We start from the raw sequence: 24,879 nt of genomic DNA, 5'->3' as shown, positions 1-24,879 counted from the left end.
CGTCAGCGCCGCGAAAAGCGCCTGAAGCAGCGCGTGCGCGAAGCGAAGGCCGCCGCCAAGTCCTAAGGCATCCAGGTTTTTCGTTCCGCCGCAAGAACGCCCCGCGCTTCGCGCAACGTGCCCCCGGTGGCACGTCGCCCGAGGCGCGTGTGCTTCCTGCGGGACGGATCGCTCCGCACGCCCGTACCCTTTTGTCGCACTGCATGCGGCATGCGTCGGGAACACGGGGCGATTCATGCAGCATCCGGAACATATACCTCGCCATGCATGCAGCACCCGGCAGGGGGCATGGCGGTGACCACGCCTCGCCCGTCGCACGGCACCACACCGCCGTGCATGCCGCCCCGTGCTCCAACGCATGGCCTTCCCGTTTGACAACGCGTACGACGCTGTTTAGGCTCGTGCATCACGCGTAGGTTCTGCAAGGAGGGTAGCATGCCCATCTACGAATATCGTTGCAGCGACTGCGAGCAGATCTTCGAGGAATGGCTGAAAACCTTCGACGAAGCCCCCCGCTCCTGTCCGGTGTGCGGTGGTCACGCCGACCGCATCGTGTCCAACACCAGTTTCGTGCTCAAGGGCGGCGGCTGGTACGTCACCGACTACGGTAACCGCTCGTCCACCGATTCGCATGCGAGCGCCAACGCCGAGGCCTCTGCCAACGGCGACGCCGGGGCCAATGGGTCCGGCGGGGCCAATGGATCGGGTGGATCGGGCGACACGGGTGGATCGGGCGGCTCCGCCGACTCCGGAACTGCCGCCGCGTCGTCCGGCACAGCCACTTCGGGCGCCAGCCCGGCCAAGTGTGCCTCGGCCGCCCCTTCGGGCGGCTGCGCCGCCGCGTCGGCCACAGGCTCGTAACATCAGGGGCAGCCAGCAGGGCTGCCCCTTTTCACGCGCGGTTCCGGCTTCGCCCCCGGCCCGGCTCGCGCCCGCCTCGCACATGACCCGGCGAGCCCCGCACCCCAGCGCATCCGATCTGCATCCGATCCGCACAAGCCAGCGCCCACCGCGCGGCGCACCGGCCAGAAAATCCAGGCGCACCGGCCCCGCCGGTCTGCCACGCCGCTCCGGCGGCATACGCAACCGCACCAGCACAGCAAGGAAGCCACGATGATCGACCGTTACTCCCGCCCAGAGATGGCCCGCATCTGGACCCTCGAAAACCGCTTCCGCGCCTGGCTCGACGTTGAACTGGCCGTGTGCGAGGCCTGGCACCGCCTGGGGGTCATCGGCGCGGACGACATGCGCGTCATCCGCGAAAAGGCCGACTTCGACGTGGACCGCATCCTGGAAATCGAGCAGGAAACCCGCCACGACGTCATCGCCTTCCTCACCGCCGTGGAAGAAAAGGTGGGCCCCTCGGCCCGGTTCATCCACCTGGGCTGCACCTCTTCGGACATTGTGGACACGGCCAACGGCCTGCTGCTGGCCCAGGCCGGGGAACTGATCCTGAAAGGCTTCGAGCGGCTGCTGTCCACCCTGGAAACCCTGGCCTTCGCCAACAAGGGCCGCCTGTGCATGGGCCGCACCCACGGCATCCACGCCGAACCCACCAGCTTCGGCCTGAAGATGGCGGGCTTCCACGCCGAATTCCAGCGCCACGTGGCCCGCTTCCGCGACGGGCTTGAAAGCGTGCGCGTGGGCAAGATTTCCGGCGCCGTGGGCACCTACGCCATGCTCGACCCCCGCGTGGAAGCCATTGCCTGCGAAATCCTGGGGCTGGCCGTGGACCCCATTTCCACCCAGGTCATCCAGCGCGACCGGCACGCCCATTTCTTCACCTCGCTGGCGCTGGCCGCTGGCGGCGTGGAACGGCTGTGCGTGGAACTGCGCCACCTGCAACGCACCGAGGTGCTGGAGGCGGAAGAAGGCTTCGCCAAGGGCCAGAAGGGTTCGTCGGCCATGCCGCACAAGAAGAACCCCATCTCGGCGGAAAACATGACCGGCCTTTCGCGCCTGATCCGCACCAACTCGCTGGCCGCCATGGAAAACATGGCCCTGTGGCACGAACGCGACATCAGCCATTCCTCCGTGGAACGGGTCATCATGCCCGACTCCACCATCCTCATGGACTACGTGCTGCACCGCCTGTCGGGCCTGCTGTCCAACCTGCGGGTGATCCCCGAGAACATGGACCGCAACCTGGCCGGTTCGTACGGGCTGTACTATTCGCAGCGCGTGCTGCTGGCCCTGGTGGAATCGGGCATGGCCCGCCAGGAGGCTTACGTGATGGTGCAGCGCTGCGCCATGCAGAGCTGGGAAACCAGAAAGCCCTTCCCGGACATGGTGCGGGCCGACGCGGACATCTCCGCGCGCCTTGCCCCTTCCGTCCTTGATGAACTGTTTGATCCCGGCTACTATCTGCGCCACGAAAACATGATCTTCGATCGGGTGTTCGGTCGCAGCTGAGGCACGCCGCGCACGCCACGTTTCTCCCAGGACGCCAGACGTCACCGGCATGCCGGACGGTCCAGCCGCCCGGTGCGCCGCGCGCGGGGAACCGGACAGCGCAATGGGCACCGGACCACGAAACCACGCACACCCGACATCGCAAGGATACCCATGAACGACCTTCGCACCCGCCTGGCCCGCCTGCTTGTGGAAAAATCATACCGCGAGGGTGACTTTACCCTTACCTCGGGCCGGAAGAGCGACTACTACTTCGACTGCAAGCAGACCGCCCTGCACGCCGAGGGTTCGTGGCTCATCGGTTCGCTGTTCAACGAACTGCTGCGCGACGTGCCGGTGGTGGGCGTGGGCGGCATGACCCTGGGCGCCGACCCGCTGATTTCCGCCACCACGGTCATCTCGCACGAGCGGGGCCGCCCCCTGGCGGGCTTCATCGTGCGCAAGCAGCCCAAGGGGCACGGCACCGACCAGTACGTGGAAGGCCTGGCCAATTTTGCCCCCGGAGACCCGGTTGCCATGCTGGAAGACGTTGTCACCACTGGCGGTTCCCTGTTAAAGGCTTGCGAACGGGTAGAGGCTGCGGGCCTGCGCATCGTGGCCGTGTGCACCGTGCTGGACCGCGAGGAAGGCGGCAGGCAGGCCATCAAGGATGCCGGGTACGACCTGATCTCGATCTTTACCCGCAAGGAACTGGTGGACGCCGCGCGCTCCTAGGCGGCACCCCCACTCGCCCAGCCCCAATAGTCCGAGCAGGCCGGACAGTCCTCACAGACAGGACAGGTCGGCCAGCCCCGGACACCCCGGCCAGACCGGCGCAAGCCGACTGCGTCGGTCGACACAGCACAAGGCCCCGGCGGCCAGCCCCCACCGGCACCGCGCCACTTGCGGCGCACGCCGGTCACCATGACGGGGAACAGGTTCCATATCCGCCGTTTCGACGGATCACCGTACCCCAGCGGGGTACACAGCCCGCGCACCGAGATGCATCGAAGCACCATCCGCGCCCTCCACCGCCTGCTGCCTGCCGCTGCCCTGCTGCTTTCCCTTTTCTGTCCCCTGTCCGCCGCCGCCGACGGGTGGCACGCGCGCATCCCCGACGATGCGGGCACGCCGCGCCGACTGGTGGCCGTGGACAAGGAAGACCAGAAGCTGCACATCTACGAGCGCCACAGTCCGCTCAAGCTCGCCGCCAGCTACGTCTGCACCACCGGTCAGGCCACGGGCGACAAGCAGACCGCAGGCGACCTGAAAACCCCCGAAGGCATCTACTTCGTGGTCAACAAGCTGTCCGCCGGGCTGGACATGGAGATGTACGGCGGCATCGCCTACACCCTGAACTACCCCAACCCCGTGGACAAGCTGCGCCGCAAGACCGGCTCCGGCATCTGGATCCACAGCAAGGGGCACGACATCGTCCCGCGCGAGACCAAGGGCTGCATCGCCCTGAACCGGGCCGACATCGACAAGACGGGCAAGCTGTTCGTGCCCGGCACGCCCGTTGCCGTGGCAGGCGACGTAAGCACCGACGCGTCTCCCCCCAAGGAAGACAAGGCCACCGCCCGCAAGCTCGAAGACAAGGTCAAGGGCTGGGCCAAGGCCTGGGGTTCGCGCTCGCCCGCCATGTTCGACTATTACGATGCCGATGCCTACACCGCCGCGCAGGACGAATCGTTCACCGCGTTCCGCAGCCAGAAGGAACGGCTGTTCAAGCAACTGCCGTGGATACAGACCTCCGTTTCCGACGTGCAGGTGATGCAGGGCCCCGGCTACTGGGTGACCTGGTTCAACCAGTACTACCGCGCCCCCAACATGACCACCGAAGGCATCCGCCGCCTGTACTGGCAGCCCGACAAGAAGGGCGAGTACCGCATCGTGGGCATGGAATGGGTGCCCGCCGACGTGGGCATGGAAGCCAACTACCTTGAGACGGTTTCGCCGCAGGTTACCGCCTTTGTGGAAAAATGGCGCAAGGCGTGGGAACGCGGCGACGTGAAGAACTACATCGCCTGCTACGCGGGCGACGCGGAACAGGCGCCGCGCAAGGGCGCCGCGTCCATCCGCCAGCAGAAGCAGGAACTGTGGCGCAAGGCCAAGCCCGCCAAGGTCCAGCTGAAGGGCCTGCGCATAGAGGCCGTGGCTGGCGGCGTACGCGCCGACATGACCCAGGACTACCGTGACGTCACCGGCTACTCCGACCGAGGCGTGAAGACCCTGCTGCTGCGCCAGGACGGCCAGAGCTGGGAAATCGTCAAGGAAGAATGGAGCCCCGCCGCCCGATGATGACCGACGAGAAATACAGCCTGCTGCTCATGCGCGACGACTGCCGCGTGCGTCGCCTGCGCGTGAGCCCCCTGGCCCTGCGGCTGCTCACCATTTCGCTGGTGCTGCTGCCGCTGCTGGCCGCCTTCGGGGTATGGGCAGGCATCTCGTTCTGGCAGGCCAACCGGGCTCTGGTAAGCCAGAACCAGTCCCTGGACCGCGAGCTGAAGGAAGCGCGGGTGGAACTGGAGCGGCTTTCCAACCTGGAAGCACTGCTGCGCAACAGCGACCCCGAGGAACTGCGCGCCCTGCTGGGCAGCGCGGCCCTGGCCTCGCCCCCGGCTCCGGCGCCTGCCGCTCCGGGCGACGCCAACGGGGCGGGCGACGGCGTGGTGGCGGTGACCGGCCAGGCGAATGGCCAAGCCGTTGGACAGACGCCCGGACAGGCCTCGGGCCAGACGCCTGCCGATGCCTCGACCGCCAGCGGCGCTGACGCCCGCGTGCCCGACGCGGCCAGCCAGGCCGTGGCCGCCGCCGTGGCCGACTCCCCCGGCGAAGCGCGCGAGCCCCTCAGCACCGGCGAGGCCCGCGTGGACAACGTGACCGTGCGGCACGCATCGGGCAAGCGGCTGCGCATCAACTTCGACCTGACCAATCCCGACCCCAAGAAGCAGCTGACCGGCCAGGCCGTGCTGTCCGTGCAGGCCGCCAACGGGCGCATCCTGCCCCTGAAGGCGGAACCGGACTCCATCCGCTTCCAGATATCCCGCTTCAAGAAGATGGTGACCTCCGTGCCGCTGCCCGAAGGGCTGGCCCCCACCGACGTGCAGACGCTGGTGGTGGAACTGGAGGCCGAAGGCCGGATCATCTACCGCGAACAATTCCCCGTGCCCGCGCCCGAGAAATAGCCCGCCGCTAAACAGCCTGCCGGGGCGGCTCCTGCCGCACCCGCATGCCCTGTGCCCCATGGCGCATTTACTGCCCCCAGATGCCTGTCGGCCGCCCACGGCGGCCGTTTGCATTTCCGGGCCGTGCCCCCGATTGCCTTCCCCACGCGCAGCCACGCACCGTTCCAACGCCCTGACAGTAGCTGCCTGGCCCGCCTGGGCCCGACTGGGCCGGACCGGACCATCGAACTGCCCGGGGTGCCCGGACGGCGTGTACGGCGTGGGCGTTCTGTGCCCGGCAGAAGCTGGCAGTCCCTGCCCATGCGTGCAACCGCACATTGCGGGGGCACGCCGCCGCCTACCCGTCGCCGGACGCAAGACCGCCCGGCACGCGCTGGGCATGCCGGGCGGTCGGCTCTTCATCCCATGGGCGCCCGATGGCGACATGGGGGTGACGACAACGCGCGCTGCTGGTCCGCGGGATTACTCCCGCAGGGGGGCATCCCCGCCATCCGGACCCACCAGGGGCTGCCGGGTGTCGGGTTCGGCATCGCGATCACGGGTTCCCGGCCCGCCATGCCCGTTGCCGTTGCGTCCATCGGCGGGACGCACCGCGTCCAGCACCTCACGCACCGAATCCAGGGCCTGACCGCGTTCCTGGGCTAGGCGCTGCCACTTCTTCTTTTCCTTCTTCAGCGCCTCCACGGTCTGCAACAGGTCGCGCACGGTGTGCGCCGGGTAGCCCGGCGTGGCGTGCGCGCCCCGGCGCAGTTCCTCGTCGTTGCGCTGGCGGATGGCTTCGAGCTGGGTGGCGTTCAGGATCACGGGGTCACGGGTGGAACCGTGGGCGGTTCCGGGTTCGGGTCCATGGTTCGGGGCAGGGTTCGGATCAGGACATGACCGGATAGTATCGGGCAGGACGCCGCGCGGCTCCCGCACTAAGGGAACACCGCGCGGCGCCGGTCATTTCATGCTAGTCGGCTACGGCAGGCTCCGGCAGCTTCAGGTCCACCTCTGTCGCGGGCGCACCGCAATCGCAGAACGAACCCATGCCGTATTCCACGCGTTCCCTGTATTCCTGCTGCTTGCCAAGGTTCCAGCGGCTGACCGGGCGGTAGTAGCCCACCACGCGGGTGTACACTTCCGCCTCTTCGCCGCATTCCGGGCAGTTCATGTGCTCGCCGCGCAGGTAACCGTGGCTCTGGCACACCGAGAAGGTGGGCGTGACCGAGATGTACGGAATGCGCGTCTTCTGCATGGCCTTCAGCAGGTAGTTCTTTACCGAGGCCTCGTCGGGCGCGGCCTCGCCAAGGAAGGAGTGGAACACCGTGCCGCCGTTGTACAGGGTCTGCAACTCGTTCTGGTGCTCCAGCGCGGCGAACACGTCTTCGGTGAAGCCCACGGGCAGCAGGGTGGAGTTGGTGTAGTACGGCGTGTCGCCGCCCGAAGTCGCAATGTCTTCGTACAGGGCGCGGTCGATGCGCGCAAGGCGGTAGCAGGTGCCTTCGCCGGGCGTGGCTTCAAGGTTGTACATGTGCCCGGTTTCTTCCTGAAAACGCACGGTCAGTTCGCGCAGGTGGTGCAGCACGCGCTTCATCAGGCGCAGCCCGGCTTCCGTCTCGATGCCCTTGCCCAAAAGGTTCAGGCAGGCCTCGTGCCCGCCGATGAGCCCGATGGTGGAGAAGTGGCCCGCGTAGCCGTTCTTGAGGTAGCGGCGCGAGAACGGGAACATGCCCGCGTCCAGCATCTGGGTGCACAGCTTGCGCTTGTATTCCAAGGCGTCGCGGGCCATTTCCGCGTACTCGGTGATCATGTCGAGGAAGTCTTCCTCGCCCTGGGCCAGGTACGCGAACTTGGGCAGGTTCAGGGTGACCACGCCGATGGAGCCGGTAAGGTCGCCCGAGCCGAACAGGCCGCCGGTGCGCTTGCGGATTTCGCGCAGGTCCATCTGCAGGCGGCAGCACATGGATCGCACGTCTTCGGGGTTGAGGTCCGAATTGATGAAGTTCTGGAAATAGGGCGCGCCGTACTTGGCCGTCATGCGCAGCAGCAGCTTGCCGGTGTCTGTATCCCACGGAAAGTCGGGGGTGACGTTGTAGGTGGGGATGGGGAAGGAGAAGATGCGCCCGTCGGCGTCGCCTTCCAGCATCACCTCTATGAACGCCCGGTTGAACATGTCCATCTCTGCGGCGTAGTCGCCGTAGGTGGAATCCTGAAACTCGCCGCCGATGATTACCGGTTCATTGGCGATGTGCCTGGGCGGGGCCATGTCCAGGGTAAAGTTGGTGAACGGGCTCTGCCCGCCCCAGCGCGAGGTGGTGTTCAGGTTGTACACCAGCTTCTGCACGCCCTGCTTGACCTCGTCGTAGGTCAGCTTGTCGTGGCGGATGAACGGGGCAAGATAGGTGTCGATGTTGTTGAACGCCTGCGCGCCCGCCCATTCGTTTTGCAGCGTACCCAGAAAGTTGACGATCTGCCCGCAGGCCGCGTCGAAGTGGCGCGCCGGGGACGCGCAGCAGCGGCCCTTCAGGTTGAAGCCTTCCAGCAGAAGGTCGCGCAGGCTCCAGCCCGCGCAGTACCCGGCCAGGCCGAAGGACAGGTCGTGGATGTGGAAATAGCCGTGGGTGTGGGCCAGGCGGATTTCCTCGGGATACTTTTCCAGCACGTAGCGCGCCTGGACAGACCCCGCCATGTGCAGGATGAGCCCCTGGAACGAATGCCCCATGTTGGAGTTTTCGTTGACGCGCCAGTCGGACCTGTCGAGATAGCTTTCGATCATCCGGGCCACGTCGAGGTAGGCCTCGTTCTGGCTGCGCATTTCGCGGCGCTTTTCACGGTAGATGATGTACCGTTCGGCCACGGCGTACAGGCGGGCTTCCATCAGCACGCGCTGGACAAGGTCCTGCACCTGCTCCTGCTCGGGCATGTCCACGCCGTCGAGCTTGGCTTCCACCCGCTGCGCCAGACGCTTGCCCAGCAGGGGATCCTTGATGCCGCTGGCTTTCAGGGCCTTGTTGATGGCGTGACCCACCCGGTCCACGGACCAGGTTTCCACGCGGCCGTCGCGCTTGCGAATATGTTGGGGCATGGGCAATGGCTCCCGGACGGCGGGCCGACGGAATTCCGCACGCCAAAGGCGCACGGCGGCGGGCCGCCCGTGGTAGGGCGCGTCGCGGGGGGACGTCGGTAACGTCCCCCGGCGCGCTGCGTGTTCCGTGAATCTTCTTGAGTCCGATGCGGGCATCCGCGTGCCCGTGGCGGCAAGAAGCGCTCCGGCCAGGTTTTCTGGCTTTCCCCCGTCCGGCCCGCCTTCCCGGCGCGGGCGGAACCCGGTGCCAGTGGCGCTGCGGCGGCGGGGCGAAGCGCAAGCTTCGTTCCCGGGCCGGGGCGGACGTTGCGCGCGGTTGCGCGCGGGGATCACAGCGGCGGGACCGCTCCGGTGTCGCACCGGATTCCCTTTGCCGGAGATCCTTGGAAATCTTCGTGGCTGTTTTTCGTGGGAACGGCGTGGCCGTACGGCACACGTCGTCAATGCCCCCAGCATGTAGCAAAACGGGGTGCCGGGTTCAACCGGCAAGGTCACCTCCGTTCGCCCCCAATGGCCCCGACGTGCCCCCCAGCCCTTGCGGCCCTAGGCGGAAAAAAAGCGGCCCGTCCTGCCTGCCACCCTGCCCGCCCCGGCCCGCTCCCCCCCGCCCGCACGAAAGTGCGCCCCCGCACGAAACGGCAACCAGTGAGCCGGCATCCCTAAAGCTTGCGAAAAAATGGCCGATACGCTCCATGAGGCGTGGTGTGTTCATCCGCCGGGGAGCGCGCGTGACCGACAAGTCGCTGAACACCATGCTGGTGGAATATTCGCTGCAACTGTTGCAGCAGGACATGCTGACCAATTCGCTGTTCATGGGCGGGTCCGTCGGCAAGTCGCTGCGCGACATGCTGCTGACCGAAAGCCAGTCGCGCAAGGTCACGGACCCCACCGCCGCCGCGCTTACCGGCAGACTGCGGGCCGATGCGTCCATGCTGCGCCAGGCTTCGAACAACGTGTCCGAGGCCAAGTCCATCATGGATCTGGCCAACACGGGGGTCACCTCGCTGAAGACCGCGCTCACCCGCATGAAGGACCTGGCCAACGGCGTGGCCACCGGCACCATGACCTATGCATCGGTGCAGGCGGAGTACAATTCGCTGGCCTCGCAGATCACCCAGACCGTGGCCTCCACCTCGTACAACGGCATAGCCCTGCTGGACGGTTCCGTATGGGCCTCCGACGACCGGGTCACCGTGTCCGGCAGTTCCGGCAGCCTGGAAATCCAGTCCGGGACCAGCAGCTTCGATCTGGCCCTCACCGACTTCTCCTCCTACAAGAACGCCTTCACCAGCACCCAGATCAATACCGTGGCCAAGGCCGCCGCCATGGTCACCACCCTCTCCGGCTACATCACCACCGTTGGCGCCGCGGCCACCAACTACGCGGCGCGCTCCACCCTGCTGGACAGCCAGGCGTCCTCGCTGGCCTCGCAGGCGGACATCATGGACACCGCCGCCCAGACCCGCGCCAAGGCCAACGAGAACCGATCGCTGGAAGAACTGGTGCTGGACCTGCTGCTGCGCGAAACCGGCACCATCACCGACGAAGAGGCCTGAGCCGCTCCGACCGTCACGCCAGCCGCATCAGCCGCACCAGTCAGCCCGATCTCGCCCCGTTTCGACCAGGTCCGGTCAATTTCGATCGATTCCGACCTGTTCCGACCTGTTCCGACCGGCACGATCTTCACACCCGGCACGCCTGACGCCACCTCCCCCACGCCTTCCGGCATGCGCTGCCCCACCCCCGCTAGCATGCCGCTCTTGCCCGCAATACGGCGACCAATGCCGCCGCGCGCAACAGCCCGCCACGATCCATGAATTTCCATGGCGCGACGGGCACGCCAGCCCCATTCCATTGCCGCCCCGCTACGACATGTTACGAAGTGTAACTTGTGCCCCGCCGCCGTTGACTTCGCGCGGGTTCGGCGCGATATGCGCCTCGACGTGCCGGTGTGCCCGGCGCGGATGCCCCCGACATGCCCCTGGCCGTTGCCGCAGGCACGCGGGGCGCCAGTTCACCGACCCCGGCCCCGCGCACGCGGGCCAACCCACGGTTTCCATGAAGGAGAACCGACATGTTGCAAAAAACGACCTCCCTGCTTGCCTCGCTTGCCCTTGCCGCCGCCGTTGCCCTGCCCGCGCTGCCCGCGCTGGCTGACGACGCCGCGCCCGCCAACCTCCGCCCCGACCTGCGCAAGGAACGCAGGGACGACCGGAAGGAGCATCAACCGGAGCATCGGCAGGATCGTCGGCAGGACGGCATGGAACGCAGGGATCATCGTGACGACCGGCGCGACGACCGGCGTGACGACCGCCGCGAGCGCCACGACCAGAACATGGAACGCCGCGATGGCCGACGCGACCAGCACATGGACCGCAAGGACGATCGCAGGGATGACCGCAGGGAACGCCGCGATGACCGGCGCGACTGGCGCGAGGACCGCAAGGACGATCGCGGCAACGGTCGTCCCGTTCCTCCCGCTCCCGCCCAATAGCGCCCGGCTTCATCCGGTTGCGCCGCCTACTCCCCATGCCTGACGGCATGCGGCGAAACGCGGCGGCGCATGGTGGCGACGGACAGGGGCCGCCGACCTTCACCGGTCGGCGGCCCCGCATCATTGCAGCTCCACCGCGTCCGTTCACCGCAGGCGGCGGGCAGCGCGCCCCGACCACGCGAATGCGGCCCGTGCCGGGCATCTTGCCACCCGTCGCGCACCATGCGAAAAGGCAGCGGCCACGCGGGCGCACGGCCCCGCATGCTCCCGTCGCGCCTCGTTCGCCCCACGCGCATTGCCACCATCCGTCGCGGCCTGCGCCCCGCCGCGCCCCCCAAACCGGAGCCTTCCCATGCCCGTCCCCTTTGCCCTGCCCGTCCCGGTCGTCACCGTCGGCCTGCTGCTGCTTTCCAACGTGTTCATGACCTTCGCCTGGTACGGCCACCTGAAGTTCAAGGCCAGCCCGCTCATGGTGGCCATCATGGTGAGCTGGGGCATCGCCTTCTTCGAATACTGCCTTCAGGTGCCCGCCAACCGGGCAGGCTACGGCCATTTCAACGCAACGGAACTGAAGACCATCCAGGAGATCATTTCGCTCTCCGTGTTTCTGGTCTTCTCGGTGCTCTACCTGGGAGAGCCGCTGAAATGGAACTATCTGGTGGGGTTCTGCCTGATCGTGGTGGCCACGTTCTTCATCTTCAAGGAATGGTGAGCAGGGTGTCGGCGTCGTCGCCCGTTGCGCAGGCCCCGGCAAGGTCAAACGCCCGCTCCACCCGGTTGCGACCGCCCGCCTTGGCCCGGTAGAGCGCCCTGTCCGCCTCGCGCAGCAGCGTGTCGGCCCCGTCGCACGGGGGGCTTGCGGACACGCCCAGGCTCAGGGTGACGGTCAACGGTCCGGCGGTGGTCAGCAGGGGCGCCGCCTCCACGCCCGCCCGCAGCCGTTCCGCCACGGCCATGGCTTCTTCCGGGGCGGTGTCCGGCAGCAGCACGGCGAATTCCTCGCCGCCGATGCGCCCCACGGTGTCCACGTCGCGCACCTCTGCCCGGCAGATGGCGGCCAGCGCGCGCAGCACCTCGTCACCCACGGCATGGCCCCAGGTGTCGTTGACCCGCTTGAAGCGGTCCACGTCGATGGAGATCAGCGCCAGGGGGGTGCCGTAGCGGCGGTGGCGCTGCACCTCGTGCTCCAGCGCCTCCAGAAACCGCCTGCGGTTGGCCAGCCCGGTCAGCCCGTCGGTGGTGGCCAGCTGGCGCAGCCGTTCCTGCGCCTCGCGGTGCTCCGTGGTATCGGTGATGATGCCGCAGTAGACGATGCCCGACTCCTCCGGCAGTTCCGCCACGCCGGATTGCCCGCCATGCACGGGCCTGGCCTCGCCCCGCCACCAGCGCACCTCGCCGCCGGGCAGCACCAGCCGCCCTTCGAACATCCAGTCCCCGCGCCGCTCCATGGCATCGCGCAGCGAAAGTTCCCACACCGTGCGGTCCGCAGGATGCACCGGCAGGGCCCGCCAGTCCTGCAACAGCCACTCGGGCGGCACGCCCAGTATCTCCCGGCTGCGCGGGCTGACGTAGGTGAACTGCCGGTCGCCGGGCACCTCGCGCCATTGCAGCACCACCCCCGGCACCGTGGCCGCCATGGCCCGCAGGCGCGCCTCGCTGGTGCGCAATTCTTCCACCATGCGCCGCAGCGCCGTGACGTCGCGCCCCACGCCGTAGATCAGCCCCTGCTCGGGCACGAAGGCGGAATTCCAGGATATCCAGCGCCACGTGCCGTCGCGGCACTGGTAGCGGTTCTCCACGTTGGTGATCACGCCGCGCTCGCGCAGCGTGTCCATGCCCTGCATGGTGGCGTCGCGGTCGTCGGGGTGCACCAGCGCACCCCACGGACGGTCCAGCAATTCTTCCCTGGACCAGCCCAGCACCTCCTGCCAGGCGGGGTTCAGTTCACGGAAGTAGCCGTCCATGCCGCCCACGCACATCAGGTCCGGCGACAGGTTGAACAGCCGCCGCCGGTCTTCTTCCGCGCGCCGCCGGACGGACACGTCGCGCACGATGCCCGCCACCCGCAGGGGCAGGCCGTCGCCGCCGCGCTCCACCACCCGGCCCGTTTCCTGAATCCAGCGCCACGCTCCGTCCGCCCCCTGCACCCGGTATTCCGCCTCGTAACGGGGCGTGACCCCGGAAAGATGCCGCCGACGCGCCCGTTCCAGCCCCGGCAGGTCGTCCGGATGCACCATGTTGCGCCACGATTCCATCATGGGCGCGCATTCCACCCGTCCATGCCCCAGCACATCGCCCCAGCGGGTGTCGCAGGCCACCTCGTCGGTGAGCGCATGCCAGCTGAAACTGCCGATGCCCGCCCCGTCCATGACCATTTCCAGGTGCTGTTCACTGCGGCGCAGGGCTTCCTCGGCCCGGACGCGGTCGGTGATGTCGTGGATGATGGTGTACAGCAGGGTGCGTTCGAACAGCCGCACCGGCACGGAATGCACTTCGACGTCGCGCACCTCGCCAGACGCCAGGCGGTGGCGCGAGGTGAAACATGTCAGCCGCCCCTCGCGCAGTTCGGCCAGCCGCCGCGCCTGCTCCTCGGGCTCCAGGTTGGCGATGTCGTTGATGGACATGCCGCACAACGCCCCGTCCGGGTAGCCGTAGAAGGTGGATGCCGCCGGATTGCCCTCGATGATGCAGCCCGTTTCCGCGTCCACCAGCAGCATCACCGCCGAATGGTACCGGAACAGCTGCTCGTACAGCGATACGCCGAAGGATGGGGAGGCCGGAGGGTCGCAGGCGGGGGCAGCGAACGGGCCGGGGGAAAGGGGCACGTCAGAATATCCGGGGGAATCAGGAAGATCGGAAACACAGGGCGACTCGGACGAACAGGGCGACTCGGGCGAACAGGGCGAACAGGGCGAACAGGCAAGCGGGGCATGACGCCTGCGCGGGGCATTCCGCCCCTTGCCGCCCCGGTCCGCCCCGGCATCCGCCGTCGACGACGGGCCGGACGCCTGCCTCCCCTGCCCCCTGATGCCACGCGCCATGTGCCGCCCTCCCTGTGGTCTGGACTTCCTATGACCTCTCCGGGCGGTATGCGCAACCCATTAGAATGGCGCCAGCCGTGCCCTGGCGGCGGTAACGGCCCGGCATCCGCGGGCCCTTCGTCCGGAAACTGTCCGGAAACCTTCCGGCAACAGGTCGATTTTCCGGAACATCGCCTGACGGCACTGCCATGAAAGGCCATCCGGGCAAAAAACGCGCGGGAAGGACCAGCCCTCCCGCGCGCCGTGGTGCCGCATTACGCTGCGCGCCGCCCAGGCGGTTGCGCCTATTCCACCATCACGAACCTGCCGCCCTTTACCTGCAACATGACCATGGAATCCTCGCCCAGGCCGTTGTGGTCCTGCGGGCCAAGGTTGAACACGCCGCTCACGCCCACCAGGCCCGTGGTGGCCTCCAGCGCGTCGCGCACCCTGGCGGGTTCCGTGCCCACCTTGCGCATGGCCTCCACCAGCAGCAGCAGGGCGTCCCATGCATAGCCGGAATGGGTGTTGAGGGGGTACTGCGCGTCGTACTTGTACTCGTCGCGGTACAGGCGCACGAACTCGGCGATGACCTTCTTCTGCGGGTCGCCGTCGGGCAGGGCTTCCCAGGTCATCAGCTTGGTGGCGGGCATAAGGTCGCCCTCGGACGCCTCGCCAGCCAGCTTGATGTAGGCCGGGTCGGGCAGGCCGTGGCATTGCAGCAGGGGCATGGTCAGGCCAAGGGCGTGGTGGTTCTTGGACACGAGCGCCCCGGCCGGGCCGATGGTCCAGCAGATCACCGCCTGCGGACCCTTGCCCGCCAACGCGGTAAGCTGGGTCTTCATGTCCACGTCGGTGGGCTTGAACTGCTCGGTGCCCACGATCTCTATGCCGTATTCCGGGGCCAGCGAGCGCAGCCAGCGTTCGCCGTCCTGCCCGAAGTTGTCTCCGGAAAGCAGCAGGGCCACCTTGGCAAGTTCATGCTTCTTCAGGTACCCCAGCACCTTGCGCACCGCAGTGGACGACCGCTGGGGCGATTTGAAGACCGACCGGGCCGTGCCGAAATCCATGTTGCCCAGCTTGCCTTCCATGATCACCGGGTCGCCGCCCACGGTCATCACCGTGGGAATGCCGGTGGATTCGATCTGGCGCTTCACGGCCATGCCTTCGTCGGTGCGGGTGGGGCCGATGACGGCGACCACCTTTTCTTCACTGACGAAACGCTTGAAGGTCAGCACCGCCTTGGTGGGGTCGCCCTCCGTGTCGCCCAGCACCAGTTCGATGGGCCTGCCGTTGATGCCGCCTTCCTTGTTCACCTTGTCCACGAACATCTGGGCCACCAGCTTGGTGGGGGTGCCCACGGGCGCGGTGGGACCGGACAGGGCGAAGAACGCGCCGATCTTCACCGGATCGGCGGCCTGCGCGGTGGCGGCGGGCAGGCCCGCGCCCACCAGCAGCGCCGGAACTGCCAGTGCGGCCACGCCCAATCGACATGCCGCGCGTACCAGGGATGCGAAGTTCATGCGGGTCTCCTCTCCCACGCGGCGCAGGGGGGCGGCGCATGGGGCGTGGTTGCGCGCCGTGCCGGTGCCGCGCGTCACTGCGGCACCGGAGCGGTGCGAAAGGTTCATGGTTTCTTCGGCGCGGCCTTGCCGGACGGACGGCCAGCCAGCGCGGCAGCGGAGGTGCCGGCGGCATCGGGCTGACCCTCGGCCCCAGCGTCCCTTGCACCATCGGGCTCACCTTCGGGCTGACGCAGGGTGTCCAGCACCGCATCGCCGCCGTGCAGCACGTGGACACGCATGGCCTCGGCGGCGCCCTCGGCATCGCCCGCCACCACGGCGGCCACGATGCGGGCATGGTCCTCGTCCGACCATTCCCCGGCCTCGCGCAGGGGCACCAGTGCGCGGATGATGCGTTCCACCACCCCTTCGATCTCGTCCAGCAGGCGGGCCAGCAGCATGGAGCCGCCCGCAGCCCGCAGCAGCAGGTGGAATTCGGTGTTCAGTTCGGCCAGCCGGACCACGTCGCCCTTGGCCGCCGCCTCGCGAAAGGCCGTCAGGTTGGCGCGCAGGGCCTCCACCTGTCCCGGCGCGGCCCGGCGCGCGGCCAGCGCGGCCACGCGGGCCTCCAGCAGGGCGCGCACCTGCACCGCCTCTTCCACTTCCTCGGCGTCAAAGGGGCGCAGCACGTAGCCACCGGCAGAACGCTTCTGCAACAGCCCTTCCTGCTCCAGCCGGTGCAGGGCCTCGCGCAGGGGGGTGCGGCTGATGCCCAGTTCCGCCGCCAGGCGGTCCTCCACCAGCCGCTGGCCGGGCTCCAGTTCGCCGTCGATGATCATGCGCTTGAGCATGCGCGTCACTTCCTGCCCCAGCGACTGCTTGACCAGTCTCGCCATCAGTTGTCCTCCTGCGTGGCGCTGCCGCGCCGCGTGTCGTCCCGCATGTCCCTCGCCACCCCGGATGCCGCCCCGGACGTTGCCCCGGACGTTGCCCCGGACGTTGCCCCGGTCGCGACCCCGGGCTCTCCCCCGTGATCTCCCCCGTGATCTCCACTGACAGGGCCGAGGAACGCCTCGCGCAGCAGTTCGTCGGAAAGTATGTCGGCGGAGCTGCCGGAAAACCGGATATGCCCGCTGGTGATGATGTACCCCCGGTTGCAGATGGCCAGCGCGCCCAACGCGTTCTGCTCCACCAGCAGCACCGAACAGCCCATGGAGGGCAGGTCGCGCACCACCCGGAAGATGGCCGCCGTAACCTTGGGCGCAAGGCCCAGGCTGGGCTCGTCCAGCAACAGCAGGCGGGGACGGGCCATCAGGGCGCGGCCCATGGCCAGCATCTGCTGCTCGCCCCCGGAAAGGTTGCCCGCTGGCTGGCCGATGCGCTCGCCCAGCACGGGAAACAGGTCCAGCATGCGGGCCAGGTCGTCGGCCACGGCGGCGCGCCCGGCGCGACCGCCCTTCTTCAGGCGCAGGTAGGCGCCCATTTCAAGATTTTCGCGTACCGAAAGCTGGGTGAACACCCGGCGCCCCTCGGGCACCTGCACCACCCCGGCGGCCACGATGCCCGCCGGGCGCGGCGGCAGCGGCGCGCCATCCAGCAGGATGGACCCGGAAACCGGACGCGCAAGACCGCTGACAAGCGACAGCAGCGTGGTCTTGCCCGCGCCGTTCATTCCCAGCAGGCATACCGCCTCGCCCGCGCCCACCGAAAGGGACACGTCGAACAGCACCTTCGCGCCGCCGTAGGAAAAGGAAACGTCGCGCAGCTCAAGCATGCAGGCCGAACTCCTCGCCCCCGCCAAGGTAGGCGTTGACCACTTCGGGGTTGCGTTTCACCTCGCCGGGGGCGCCCTCGGCGATCTTGGCGCCGGAGCACAGCACCACCACGGCATCGCTCACGCGCATGACCAGCGACATGTCATGCTCGATGAGCAGCACGGCCACCCCCCGCGCGCGCAGGGCCAGGATCAGCCCGCCCATCTCGTGGGTTTCCGCCGGGTTCAGGCCCGCCACCGGCTCGTCCAGCAGGATCATGCGCGGGTCGCCCACCAGGGCGCGGGCCAGCACCAGCCGCTTCTGGTCGCCGTAGGGCAAGAGCCCTGCGGCCCCGTCGGCCCGGTCGGCAAGGCCCGTGAAATCCAGCGCCCGCATGGCCGCGTCGCGCATGGCCCGTTCGGTGCGGCGCACGCCGGGCAGGCGCAGCATGCTGGAGAGCATGCCGGTGCGCACGTGGCCGTGCAGCCCCACCATGACGTTTTCCAGCAGGCTCATGGAGCCGAAAACCCGCAGGTGCTGGAAGGTGCGGGCAAGGCCCAGGCGCGGCAGGCGATGGGCCGCCATGCCGGTGATGTCTTGCCCGTCGAAGGTCACGTTGCCGGAATCGGGCCGCACCATGCCGGTGACGCAGTTGACCAGGGTGGTCTTGCCCGCGCCGTTGGGACCGATGAGCGCGGTGATGGCCCCGGCCTGCGCCGTGAAGCTGGCCGCGTCCAGCGCGCGGATGCCGCCGAAGGCCACGGAAAGGTCGCGTACCGCCAGCAGGGTCATGGCCGGGCCTCCCCGCCGTGCGGCGTGCTGTCCGACGCACCTCCACCGGACCCGCGCCGCATCCTGCCCGCCATATCCCGCAGCCACGGCGAAACCCCGCGCGGCATGAAGATGAGCATGACCAGCAGTATCGCGCCGAATATCAGGTCGTGGTGCTCCTCGAACACGCCCAGCATCTGGGGCAGCACGGTCAGCAGCAGCGCCCCGGCCAGCCCGCCCCACAGCGAGCCCATGCCGCCGATGAGGCACATGGTCACGAACTCCACCGACTTGAAGATGTCGAAGGTCTTGGGCGCCACGATGCCCAGGTAGTGCGCGTGCAGCGACCCGGCCAGCGAGGCGAACACGGCGGACAGCACGAACACCTGCACCTTGTAGCTGGCCGTGGGCACGCCGCAGGCCTCCGCCCCCGGCTCGGAATCGTGGATGGCCCGCAGGGCGCGCCCCACCGGGGAATGCACGAGGTTGCGCGCGGGGATGAGCAGCAGCAGCGCCACGCCCCAGGCCAGCCAGTAGAACGACCGGTCGGTGTCGAACGAGATGCCCGCCACGGCCAGCGGCGGCACGCCCACGAAGCCGCTGGAACCGCCGGTGACCTCGCTCCACTGCACCAGGATCACGTCCACGATGAGGTTGAAGCCCAGCGTGGCCATGACCAGGTAGTTGCCCTTCAGCCGCAGGGTGGGCACGCCCACCACGGCGGCGGCCACGGCCACCCCGCAGGCGGAAACGCCCATGGCCAGCCACGGGTCCACCCCGTGGGTGGCGGAAAGGATGGCGCTGCCGTAAGCCCCCATGCCGAAGAATGCGGCGTGGCCGTAGCTGATCTGCCCGGCGTAGCCCATCAGCAGGTTCAGCCCGGTGACCACGATGAGGTTCACGGCCACCACGTTGAGCACGGTGAACTGGTAGCCGGAGCGCAGGGCCAGCGGCAGCAGGGCCACGGCCACGGCCAGCCAGCCGCGCATGAAGCGGCGGGCGGGCGCGGTGAACAGCGGATGGCGGCCCGTCACGGGTGCGGACGCGGAGGCGGGAGCGGACGACCCGGCAGAGGATGGATCGCTCATGCGCGCCTCCCGGTGGTGCCGAACAGCCCCTGCGGACGCACGAACAAGACAAGGATGAGCAGGCCGAACACCAGCACGTCGCGGTAGGCGCTGGTCACGTAGCCCGCGCCGTAGCTTTCGAACAGGCCCAGCAGCACCCCGCCCGCCACGGCCCCGGCAAAGCTGCCGTAGCCACCAAGCACTGCGGCGGCAAAGCCCTTCAGCCCCAGCATAAGGCCGATGTCGTACGAAAGTGACGTGATGGGCGTGATGAGCATGCCGCCAAGGGCGCCCAGCGCCCCGGCAAAGGCGAAGGACAGCGTGGTCAGCCGTTCCACCTCCACCCCCATCAGCCGGGCGGTGCGCGGGTCCGCCGCCGCCGCGCGCATGGCCTTGCCGGTCACCGTGGCGCGGAAGAACCAGGCCAGCGCCGCGATGCCGCACAGGGTCATGCCCATCACCCACAGGTTCTGCGGGGTCAGCACCGCGCCCAGCAGGCGAAAGGGCACCTCGGGCGACAGGGGCGGCAGGGCCAGGGGCAGCTTGCCCCAGCCTTCCTTCATCAGGCCGCGCATCAGCGTGGAGGCGGCCATGGTGATGAAGATCAGGATTATCATCTGGCGGCTGCGGGCCGGGCGCAGGCACACCCGCTCCACCAGCGCGCCCGCCATGGCCACCACGAGGATGGTGGCGGGAAAGGCCGCCACAATGGGCAGCCCCTGGCTGACCAGCAGGCTGTACAGCACCAGCCCGCCAAGGCTCAGAAAGTCGCCCTGGGTGAAGTTGACGATGCCCGTGGCATTGAAGATGAGGCTGTAGCCCAAGGCCAGCAGCGCGTAGACCGACCCGGTGGTCAGTCCGCTGAGGGTATACTGCGCAAGGGCGTTGATGGCGTCTGGCGGCATGGGAAAGTGCGTCCGGTTGCGGGAGGCGGCGTGGGCCGAAGTGAAAAGCGCCGCGCACACGGGCGCGGCTGTCGTTGCATACCGTATACAAAGTACGAAGCCGGGTCAATCCTGCGGTTGCCGGGCACGGATCCGCCGCGTGCCCGAACCTGCCCGCTGTCCCCCAGGGCGCGCCCCTGCATGCTATCCGGGCACATTGACATGGCTATCCGATGCGGACACACAGAAACGGGGAGCCAGCCGCGCGCGGCACGCCGTTGCCGCAAGGGCAACCCCACCGCCGCGTCCCGCACGCCGTCGCGCCATGCCCCACCGAGGCGCATCGGCGGCGTACGGCCCGTGGGGCCCTTGCGCCCCATCGTCCTCCCAAAGGTTCCAGCCGCCAAGGAGCCGACCATGTCCCCAGCCAGCCCTCTCCACGGATCGTCCACGCCCCCCCAGGCCCCTTCCCGCCCGGTCCTGCGGCTTGCCCCCCGCGTGGTGCGCACCGCGTGCCGGGGATGCCACGGCGTCTGCCAGGTGCTGGTGCATCTGGATGACGCGGGCAACCCGGTGCGTGTCACCGGCGATCCGGACAGCCCCACCAGCCGGGGCTACATCTGCCCCAAGGGCGCGGCGGGGCCGCAGTTCGTCGCCCACCCGGACCGGGTGCGCCGCCCCCTGTTGCGCACCGGTCCGCGCGGCGCGGGGCAATGGAAGGAAATCGGCTGGGAGGCGGCGCTTACCCTCATGGCCTCCACCTTCGACCGGGTGCGGAACGAATCCGGGCCGGAATACATCGCGCTGTGCCAGGGCACGGGCCGCCCGTACACCGAATTCACCGGGCGCTTCATCCACGCGCTGGGTTCGCCCAACTTCGTCTCGCCGGGGCACAACTGCTTTCTGCCGCGCGTCATCGCCTCGTCCATCACCGTGGGCTGGATGCCCGTGGCCGACGTGTACGGCCACGGCGGCGCCATGCCGCGCTGCATGCTGGTGTTCGGCTGCAACGCCATGGAAGCCGGGGCCGCCGACGGCACGTGCGGGGCCATGATGCGCCGCGCCCTGCGCGGGGCGGAACAGGTCATCGTGGCCGACCCGCGCCGCACTTCCGCCGCGCGCGCGGCCACGCAGCACCTGCAACTGCGCCCCGGCACGGAATGCGCGCTGGCGCTGGCCCTGCTGCACGTGATCATCGGCGAGGGGCTGCACGACGCGGACTTCGTGGCCCGCCACTGCACCGGCTTTGCAGAGCTGGCCGGGCACGTGCGCGCCTTTTCGCCGGAATGGGCCGCGCCCGTCACCCGCGTGCCCGCGCAGGACATCCGCGCCGCCGCCCGCGCGCTGGCCACGGTAAAGCCCGCCAGCCTGCTGTGGGGCAACGGCATAGACACCAGCGTCAACGCCTTCCAGACCGGGCGCGCCCTGCTGCTGCTCATGGCCGTCACCGGCAACCTCGACGTGCCGGGCGGCATGGTGCACTGGGTGCCGCCGCCGGACATCCGCTGCAAGTCGCCGCTGGAAAACAAGAAGGTGCTGGGCATGCACCTGCTGTCGCCGGACCGGAAGGCCCGCATGATCGGCGCGGGGCGCTTTCCCTTCGGCCCCGGCTGCCACCAGCCCAGCTTCTGGCAGGCCTGCGTCGACGGCGAGCCGTACCGGCCTCGCGCTGTGTGGCTGGTGGGCACCAACCCCATGCTTACCGCCACCCGCGGCGACGTGGTGGAAGCCGCCCTGCGCGACCACGTGGAGTTCAGCGTGGTGTCCGACCTCTTCCTGACGCCCACGGCCCAGCTGGCCGATCTGGTGCTGCCCGCCGCCCACTGGCTGGAGCAGGACGACGTGGTCTACTTTCACAAGCTGTGGTGCGTGCTGGCCCGGCGCAGGCTGGCCCGCGGCCCGCATTCCGGCGAGGCCCGGGACGACCGCGCCGTGATCCTGGACCTGGCCCACCGCCTGGGCCTGGACGAGGCCTTTCCCTGGCCGGACTGGGACGCCTATCTGGCCTGGCTGCTGGAGCCTTCCGGCATGGACTTTCGCGCCTTCACGGAAAAGGGGCTGGTGCTCGGCCCCATGCGCTACCGCAAGCACGAGACGGACGGCTTTCCCACGCCCAGCGGCAAGGTGGAACTGCTCAGCTCCGTCATGGCCGGGGCAGGCCGCCCGCCCCTGCCTGTGTACGTGGAGCCGCCCCTGTCGCCGGTGTCCACGCCGGAGGTGGCCGCCGCATACCCGTTCATCCTCATGTCCGGGTGCAAGGTGCTGCCCTTCTTCCATTCCGAGGGGCGGCAGATCGACACGCTGCGCCGCCTGCGCCCGGAACCCCGCGTGGCCGTGCACCCCGATGCGCTGGCCCGCCTTGGCCTTGCCGACGGCGATGCGGTGCGGGTGGTATCGCCATACGGGCAGGCGCGCTTCGTGGCCGCCGCCGACGACGGCCTGCCGCCCGACGTGGTGCAGGCCGACCACGGCTGGTGGTTTCCCGAACGGCCCGGCCCGGACCACGGCTGGCGCGAAAGCTGCGCCAGCCTGCTCTACGGGCACGAGCACTTCGACCCGGACAGCGGCGCGGAGCCGTTGAAGTGCGGGCTTTGCCGCATCGAACGGGCGTAGGGGTTCCAAATTGTCCTTTCGCCCGTTGGCGGCGTCAAACTTCACCTGCCATGTCGGTCGAATACGATAAGAGTATACTCCCTCATGGCAGGCTCGTTTTCCTTGCCAACGAACGAAAATCCTAATTTGGAAACACCACCTGGACCGGAAAAAGACAAAGAGGAAAGGGTAACGAGTGTTCCCCGCCACGCCGGAATCCCCCCGAATTGACCGGGCACACCACTTCCCGTATCCTGCCGCATCTTTCTTCGCATCCCGGACGGACCGCCTGAACGGCCGCCGGAAAACCCCCAGCAGGAACGCACGATCATGAGCGATCACAACGCCAGCGAGCCCGACCGCAAGGCCGAGCCGGGTCTCGACTTCATCCGCGCGCTGATTACGGCGGACAACGCCAATGGCCGCTTCGACAGCCGGGTGCACACCCGCTTTCCCCCGGAACCCAACGGCTACCTGCATATCGGGCATGCCAAGTCCATCTGCCTCAACTTCGGGGTGGCGCGGGAATTCGGCGGCAAGTGCAACCTGCGCTTCGACGACACCAACCCGCTGAAGGAAAGCCAGGAATACGTGGATTCCATCCGCGAGGACGTGAAGTGGCTTGGCGGAGACTGGCAAGGCCGCGAATTCTACGCATCCGACTATTTCGAGCAGCTCTACCAGTACGCGGAACAGCTGATCCTGGCGGGCAAGGCCTACGTGGACAGCCTGTCGGCGGACGAAATCCGCGAGCATCGCGGCACGCTCACCGCCCCCGGCAAGGAAAGCCCCCACCGCAACCGCAGCGTGGAGGAAAACCTGGACCTGTTCCGGCGCATGCGCGCGGGCGAGTTCAAGGACGGCGAACACGTGCTGCGCGCCAAGATCGACATGGCCTCGCCCAACATGGTCATGCGCGACCCCACGCTGTACCGCATCCGTCATGCCCATCACCACCGCACCGGCGATGCGTGGTGCATCTACCCGATGTACGACTACACGCACTGCATCTCGGATTCCATCGAGGGCATCACCCACTCCATCTGCACGCTGGAGTTCGTGAACAACCGCGAACTCTACGACTGGACGCTGGATACCCTGGGCGTCTACCACCCGCAGCAGCTGGAATTCGCCCGGCTGAACCTGACCTACACCGTGCTGTCCAAGCGCAAGCTGATCCAGCTTGTGGAAGGCGGCTACGTGAACGGCTGGGACGACCCGCGCATGCCCACCATCAGCGGGCTGCGCCGCCGGGGCGTCACGCCCGAGGCATTGCAGGACTTCTGCGCGCGCATCGGGGTGGCCAAGGCCGATTCGGTGGTGGATTTCTCGCTGCTGGAATTCTGCATGCGCGAACACCTGAACGCCGTGGCCCCGCGCGTGATGGGCGTGCTGGACCCCATCAAGGTCGTCATCGAAAACTACCCCGACGACCAGGTGGAAACCTTCGACATGCCCTACCACCCGGAAGACACGTCGCACGGGTCGCGCACGGTGCCTTTCTCGAAGGTGCTGTACATCGAGCGCGACGACTTCCGCGAAGACCCGCCCAAGAAGTACCACCGCCTGGCCCCCGGAGCGGAAGTGCGGCTGCGCTACGCCTACTACATCACCTGCCGCGAAGTGGTGAAGGACGCGGACGGCAACATCACCGAGCTGCGCTGCACCTACGACCCGGCCACCAAGGGCGGCTGGTCGCAGGACGGGCGCAAGGTGAAGGGCACCATCCACTGGGTGTCTGCCGCGCATGCCCTGCACGCGGAAGTGCGCCTGTACGAACACCTGTTCTCGGTGGAAAACCCCAACGCGGCGGAAGAAGGCAAGACCTTCGTGGACTACCTGAACCCCGATTCGCTGAAGACCGTCACCGCCATGCTGGAACCGGCCCTGGCCGACGTGGCCCCCGGCACCCGCGTGCAGTTCGAGCGCATCGGCTACTTCTGCGCCGACAAGGACGGCACCCCCGGCAAGCCGGTGTTCAACCGCACCGTGGGCCTGCGCGACAGCTGGGCGAAGATAGAGAAGAAGGAAGGCGCGTAAGCCGCTGTTTCCAAATTGTCTTTTCGCCCGTTGGCTTCGTCAGACTCCGCCTGCCATGTCGGTCGAATACGATAAGAGTATGCTCCCTCATGACAGGCTTGTTTTCCTT

The 24,879-nt window shown here is 68.2% G+C and carries 18 protein-coding genes, 1 pseudogene and 1 riboswitch; of the genes and pseudogenes, 10 read left to right on the top strand and 9 right to left on the bottom strand.

Features of this window, described 5'->3' with window-relative positions; all coding sequences use genetic code 11:
* Positions 1–435: 435 nt before the first annotated feature.
* The 5 genes from K6142_RS10060 (at position 436) to K6142_RS10040 (ending at position 5,579) form a co-directional block, all read left to right on the top strand.
* Positions 436–861, top strand: coding sequence for an FmdB family zinc ribbon protein (locus tag K6142_RS10060; RefSeq protein ID WP_190244796.1), 426 nt, complete (start codon positions 436–438; stop codon positions 859–861).
* A 252-nt stretch (positions 862–1,113) separates the two neighbouring features.
* Positions 1,114–2,412, top strand: a complete 1,299-nt coding sequence (purB, locus tag K6142_RS10055) for an adenylosuccinate lyase (RefSeq protein WP_012612597.1) — start codon at positions 1,114–1,116, stop codon at positions 2,410–2,412.
* 153 nt (positions 2,413–2,565) lie between these two features.
* The gene (gene pyrE / locus K6142_RS10050; RefSeq protein ID WP_012612598.1) at positions 2,566–3,126 is read left to right on the top strand and encodes an orotate phosphoribosyltransferase; all 561 of its coding nucleotides are present in this window, start codon (positions 2,566–2,568) and stop codon (positions 3,124–3,126) included.
* A gap of 267 nt (positions 3,127–3,393) precedes the next feature.
* Complete coding sequence (locus K6142_RS10045) at positions 3,394–4,692, top strand: L,D-transpeptidase family protein (protein ID WP_190244797.1); 1,299 nt, start codon at positions 3,394–3,396, stop codon at positions 4,690–4,692.
* Positions 4,671–5,579, top strand: coding sequence for a hypothetical protein (locus K6142_RS10040; RefSeq protein WP_223380826.1), 909 nt, complete (start codon positions 4,671–4,673; stop codon positions 5,577–5,579). Before K6142_RS10045 ends, K6142_RS10040 begins: the two co-directional genes overlap by 22 nt.
* Positions 5,580–6,041: 462 nt before the next feature.
* Here the strand turns inward: K6142_RS10040 and K6142_RS16725 are convergent, their stop codons facing one another.
* Together K6142_RS16725 and K6142_RS10030 are read right to left on the bottom strand one after the other, a co-directional pair.
* Positions 6,042–6,383: a hypothetical protein gene (locus K6142_RS16725; RefSeq protein ID WP_190245863.1), complete on the bottom strand. Its 342-nt coding sequence runs from the start codon at positions 6,381–6,383 to the stop codon at positions 6,042–6,044.
* Between the two features lie 148 nt (positions 6,384–6,531).
* Positions 6,532–8,646, bottom strand: a complete 2,115-nt coding sequence (locus K6142_RS10030) for a ribonucleoside triphosphate reductase (RefSeq protein WP_190245864.1) — start codon at positions 8,644–8,646, stop codon at positions 6,532–6,534.
* A 172-nt stretch (positions 8,647–8,818) separates the two neighbouring features.
* Positions 8,819–9,061, bottom strand: a riboswitch (cobalamin riboswitch).
* 313 nt (positions 9,062–9,374) lie between these two features.
* Here K6142_RS10030 and K6142_RS10025 point away from each other — a divergent pair.
* The 3 genes from K6142_RS10025 to K6142_RS10015 all read left to right on the top strand — a co-directional run bounded on the left by K6142_RS10025 (position 9,375) and on the right by K6142_RS10015 (position 11,852).
* Positions 9,375–10,202: a flagellin gene (locus tag K6142_RS10025; protein ID WP_190245865.1), complete on the top strand. Its 828-nt coding sequence runs from the start codon at positions 9,375–9,377 to the stop codon at positions 10,200–10,202.
* A gap of 518 nt (positions 10,203–10,720) precedes the next feature.
* Positions 10,721–11,140, top strand: a complete 420-nt coding sequence (locus K6142_RS10020) for a hypothetical protein (protein WP_190245866.1) — start codon at positions 10,721–10,723, stop codon at positions 11,138–11,140.
* Positions 11,141–11,492: 352 nt separating this feature from the next.
* Complete coding sequence (locus K6142_RS10015) at positions 11,493–11,852, top strand: DMT family protein (RefSeq protein ID WP_012612605.1); 360 nt, start codon at positions 11,493–11,495, stop codon at positions 11,850–11,852.
* Here the strand turns inward: K6142_RS10015 and K6142_RS10010 are convergent.
* The 7 genes and pseudogenes from K6142_RS10010 to K6142_RS09980 form a co-directional block, all read right to left on the bottom strand.
* Positions 11,839–13,965, bottom strand: coding sequence for a PAS domain S-box protein (locus K6142_RS10010; RefSeq protein WP_223290462.1), 2,127 nt, complete (start codon positions 13,963–13,965; stop codon positions 11,839–11,841). The genes K6142_RS10015 and K6142_RS10010 overlap by 14 nt on opposite strands.
* A gap of 500 nt (positions 13,966–14,465) precedes the next feature.
* A complete protein-coding gene (locus K6142_RS10005) occupies positions 14,466–15,683 on the bottom strand; it encodes an ABC transporter substrate-binding protein (RefSeq protein ID WP_190245867.1) in 1,218 nt (405 codons plus the stop codon).
* Between the two features lie 104 nt (positions 15,684–15,787).
* Positions 15,788–16,558 (bottom strand): GntR family transcriptional regulator, encoded by a 771-nt coding sequence (locus K6142_RS10000; RefSeq protein WP_223380825.1) that lies wholly within the window; start codon positions 16,556–16,558, stop codon positions 15,788–15,790.
* Positions 16,559–16,722: 164 nt separating this feature from the next.
* Positions 16,723–17,436: pseudogene (locus K6142_RS09995) on the bottom strand (ABC transporter ATP-binding protein); the annotation flags it as partial.
* A complete protein-coding gene (locus tag K6142_RS09990; protein ID WP_190245810.1) occupies positions 17,429–18,208 on the bottom strand; it encodes an ABC transporter ATP-binding protein in 780 nt (259 codons plus the stop codon). The pseudogene K6142_RS09995 and the gene K6142_RS09990, both read right to left, overlap by 8 nt.
* Complete coding sequence (locus K6142_RS09985; RefSeq protein WP_190245809.1) at positions 18,205–19,275, bottom strand: branched-chain amino acid ABC transporter permease; 1,071 nt, start codon at positions 19,273–19,275, stop codon at positions 18,205–18,207. Before K6142_RS09985 ends, K6142_RS09990 begins: the two co-directional genes overlap by 4 nt.
* Positions 19,272–20,159, bottom strand: a complete 888-nt coding sequence (locus K6142_RS09980; protein WP_190245808.1) for a branched-chain amino acid ABC transporter permease — start codon at positions 20,157–20,159, stop codon at positions 19,272–19,274. Before K6142_RS09980 ends, K6142_RS09985 begins: the two co-directional genes overlap by 4 nt.
* Before the next feature lie 396 nt (positions 20,160–20,555).
* Here K6142_RS09980 and K6142_RS09975 point away from each other — a divergent pair, with 396 nt between their 5' ends.
* The gene (locus K6142_RS09975) at positions 20,556–22,751 is read left to right on the top strand and encodes a molybdopterin-dependent oxidoreductase (RefSeq protein ID WP_223290453.1); all 2,196 of its coding nucleotides are present in this window, start codon (positions 20,556–20,558) and stop codon (positions 22,749–22,751) included.
* Positions 22,752–23,060: 309 nt separating this feature from the next.
* Positions 23,061–24,770: a glutamine--tRNA ligase/YqeY domain fusion protein gene (locus K6142_RS09970; protein ID WP_190245807.1), complete on the top strand. Its 1,710-nt coding sequence runs from the start codon at positions 23,061–23,063 to the stop codon at positions 24,768–24,770.
* Positions 24,771–24,879: the final 109 nt, after the last annotated feature.

The organism is Nitratidesulfovibrio sp. SRB-5, assembly GCF_019931275.1.
GTDB lineage: Bacteria > Desulfobacterota > Desulfovibrionia > Desulfovibrionales > Desulfovibrionaceae > Cupidesulfovibrio.
This window is presented reverse-complemented; position numbering and strand designations above follow the sequence as displayed.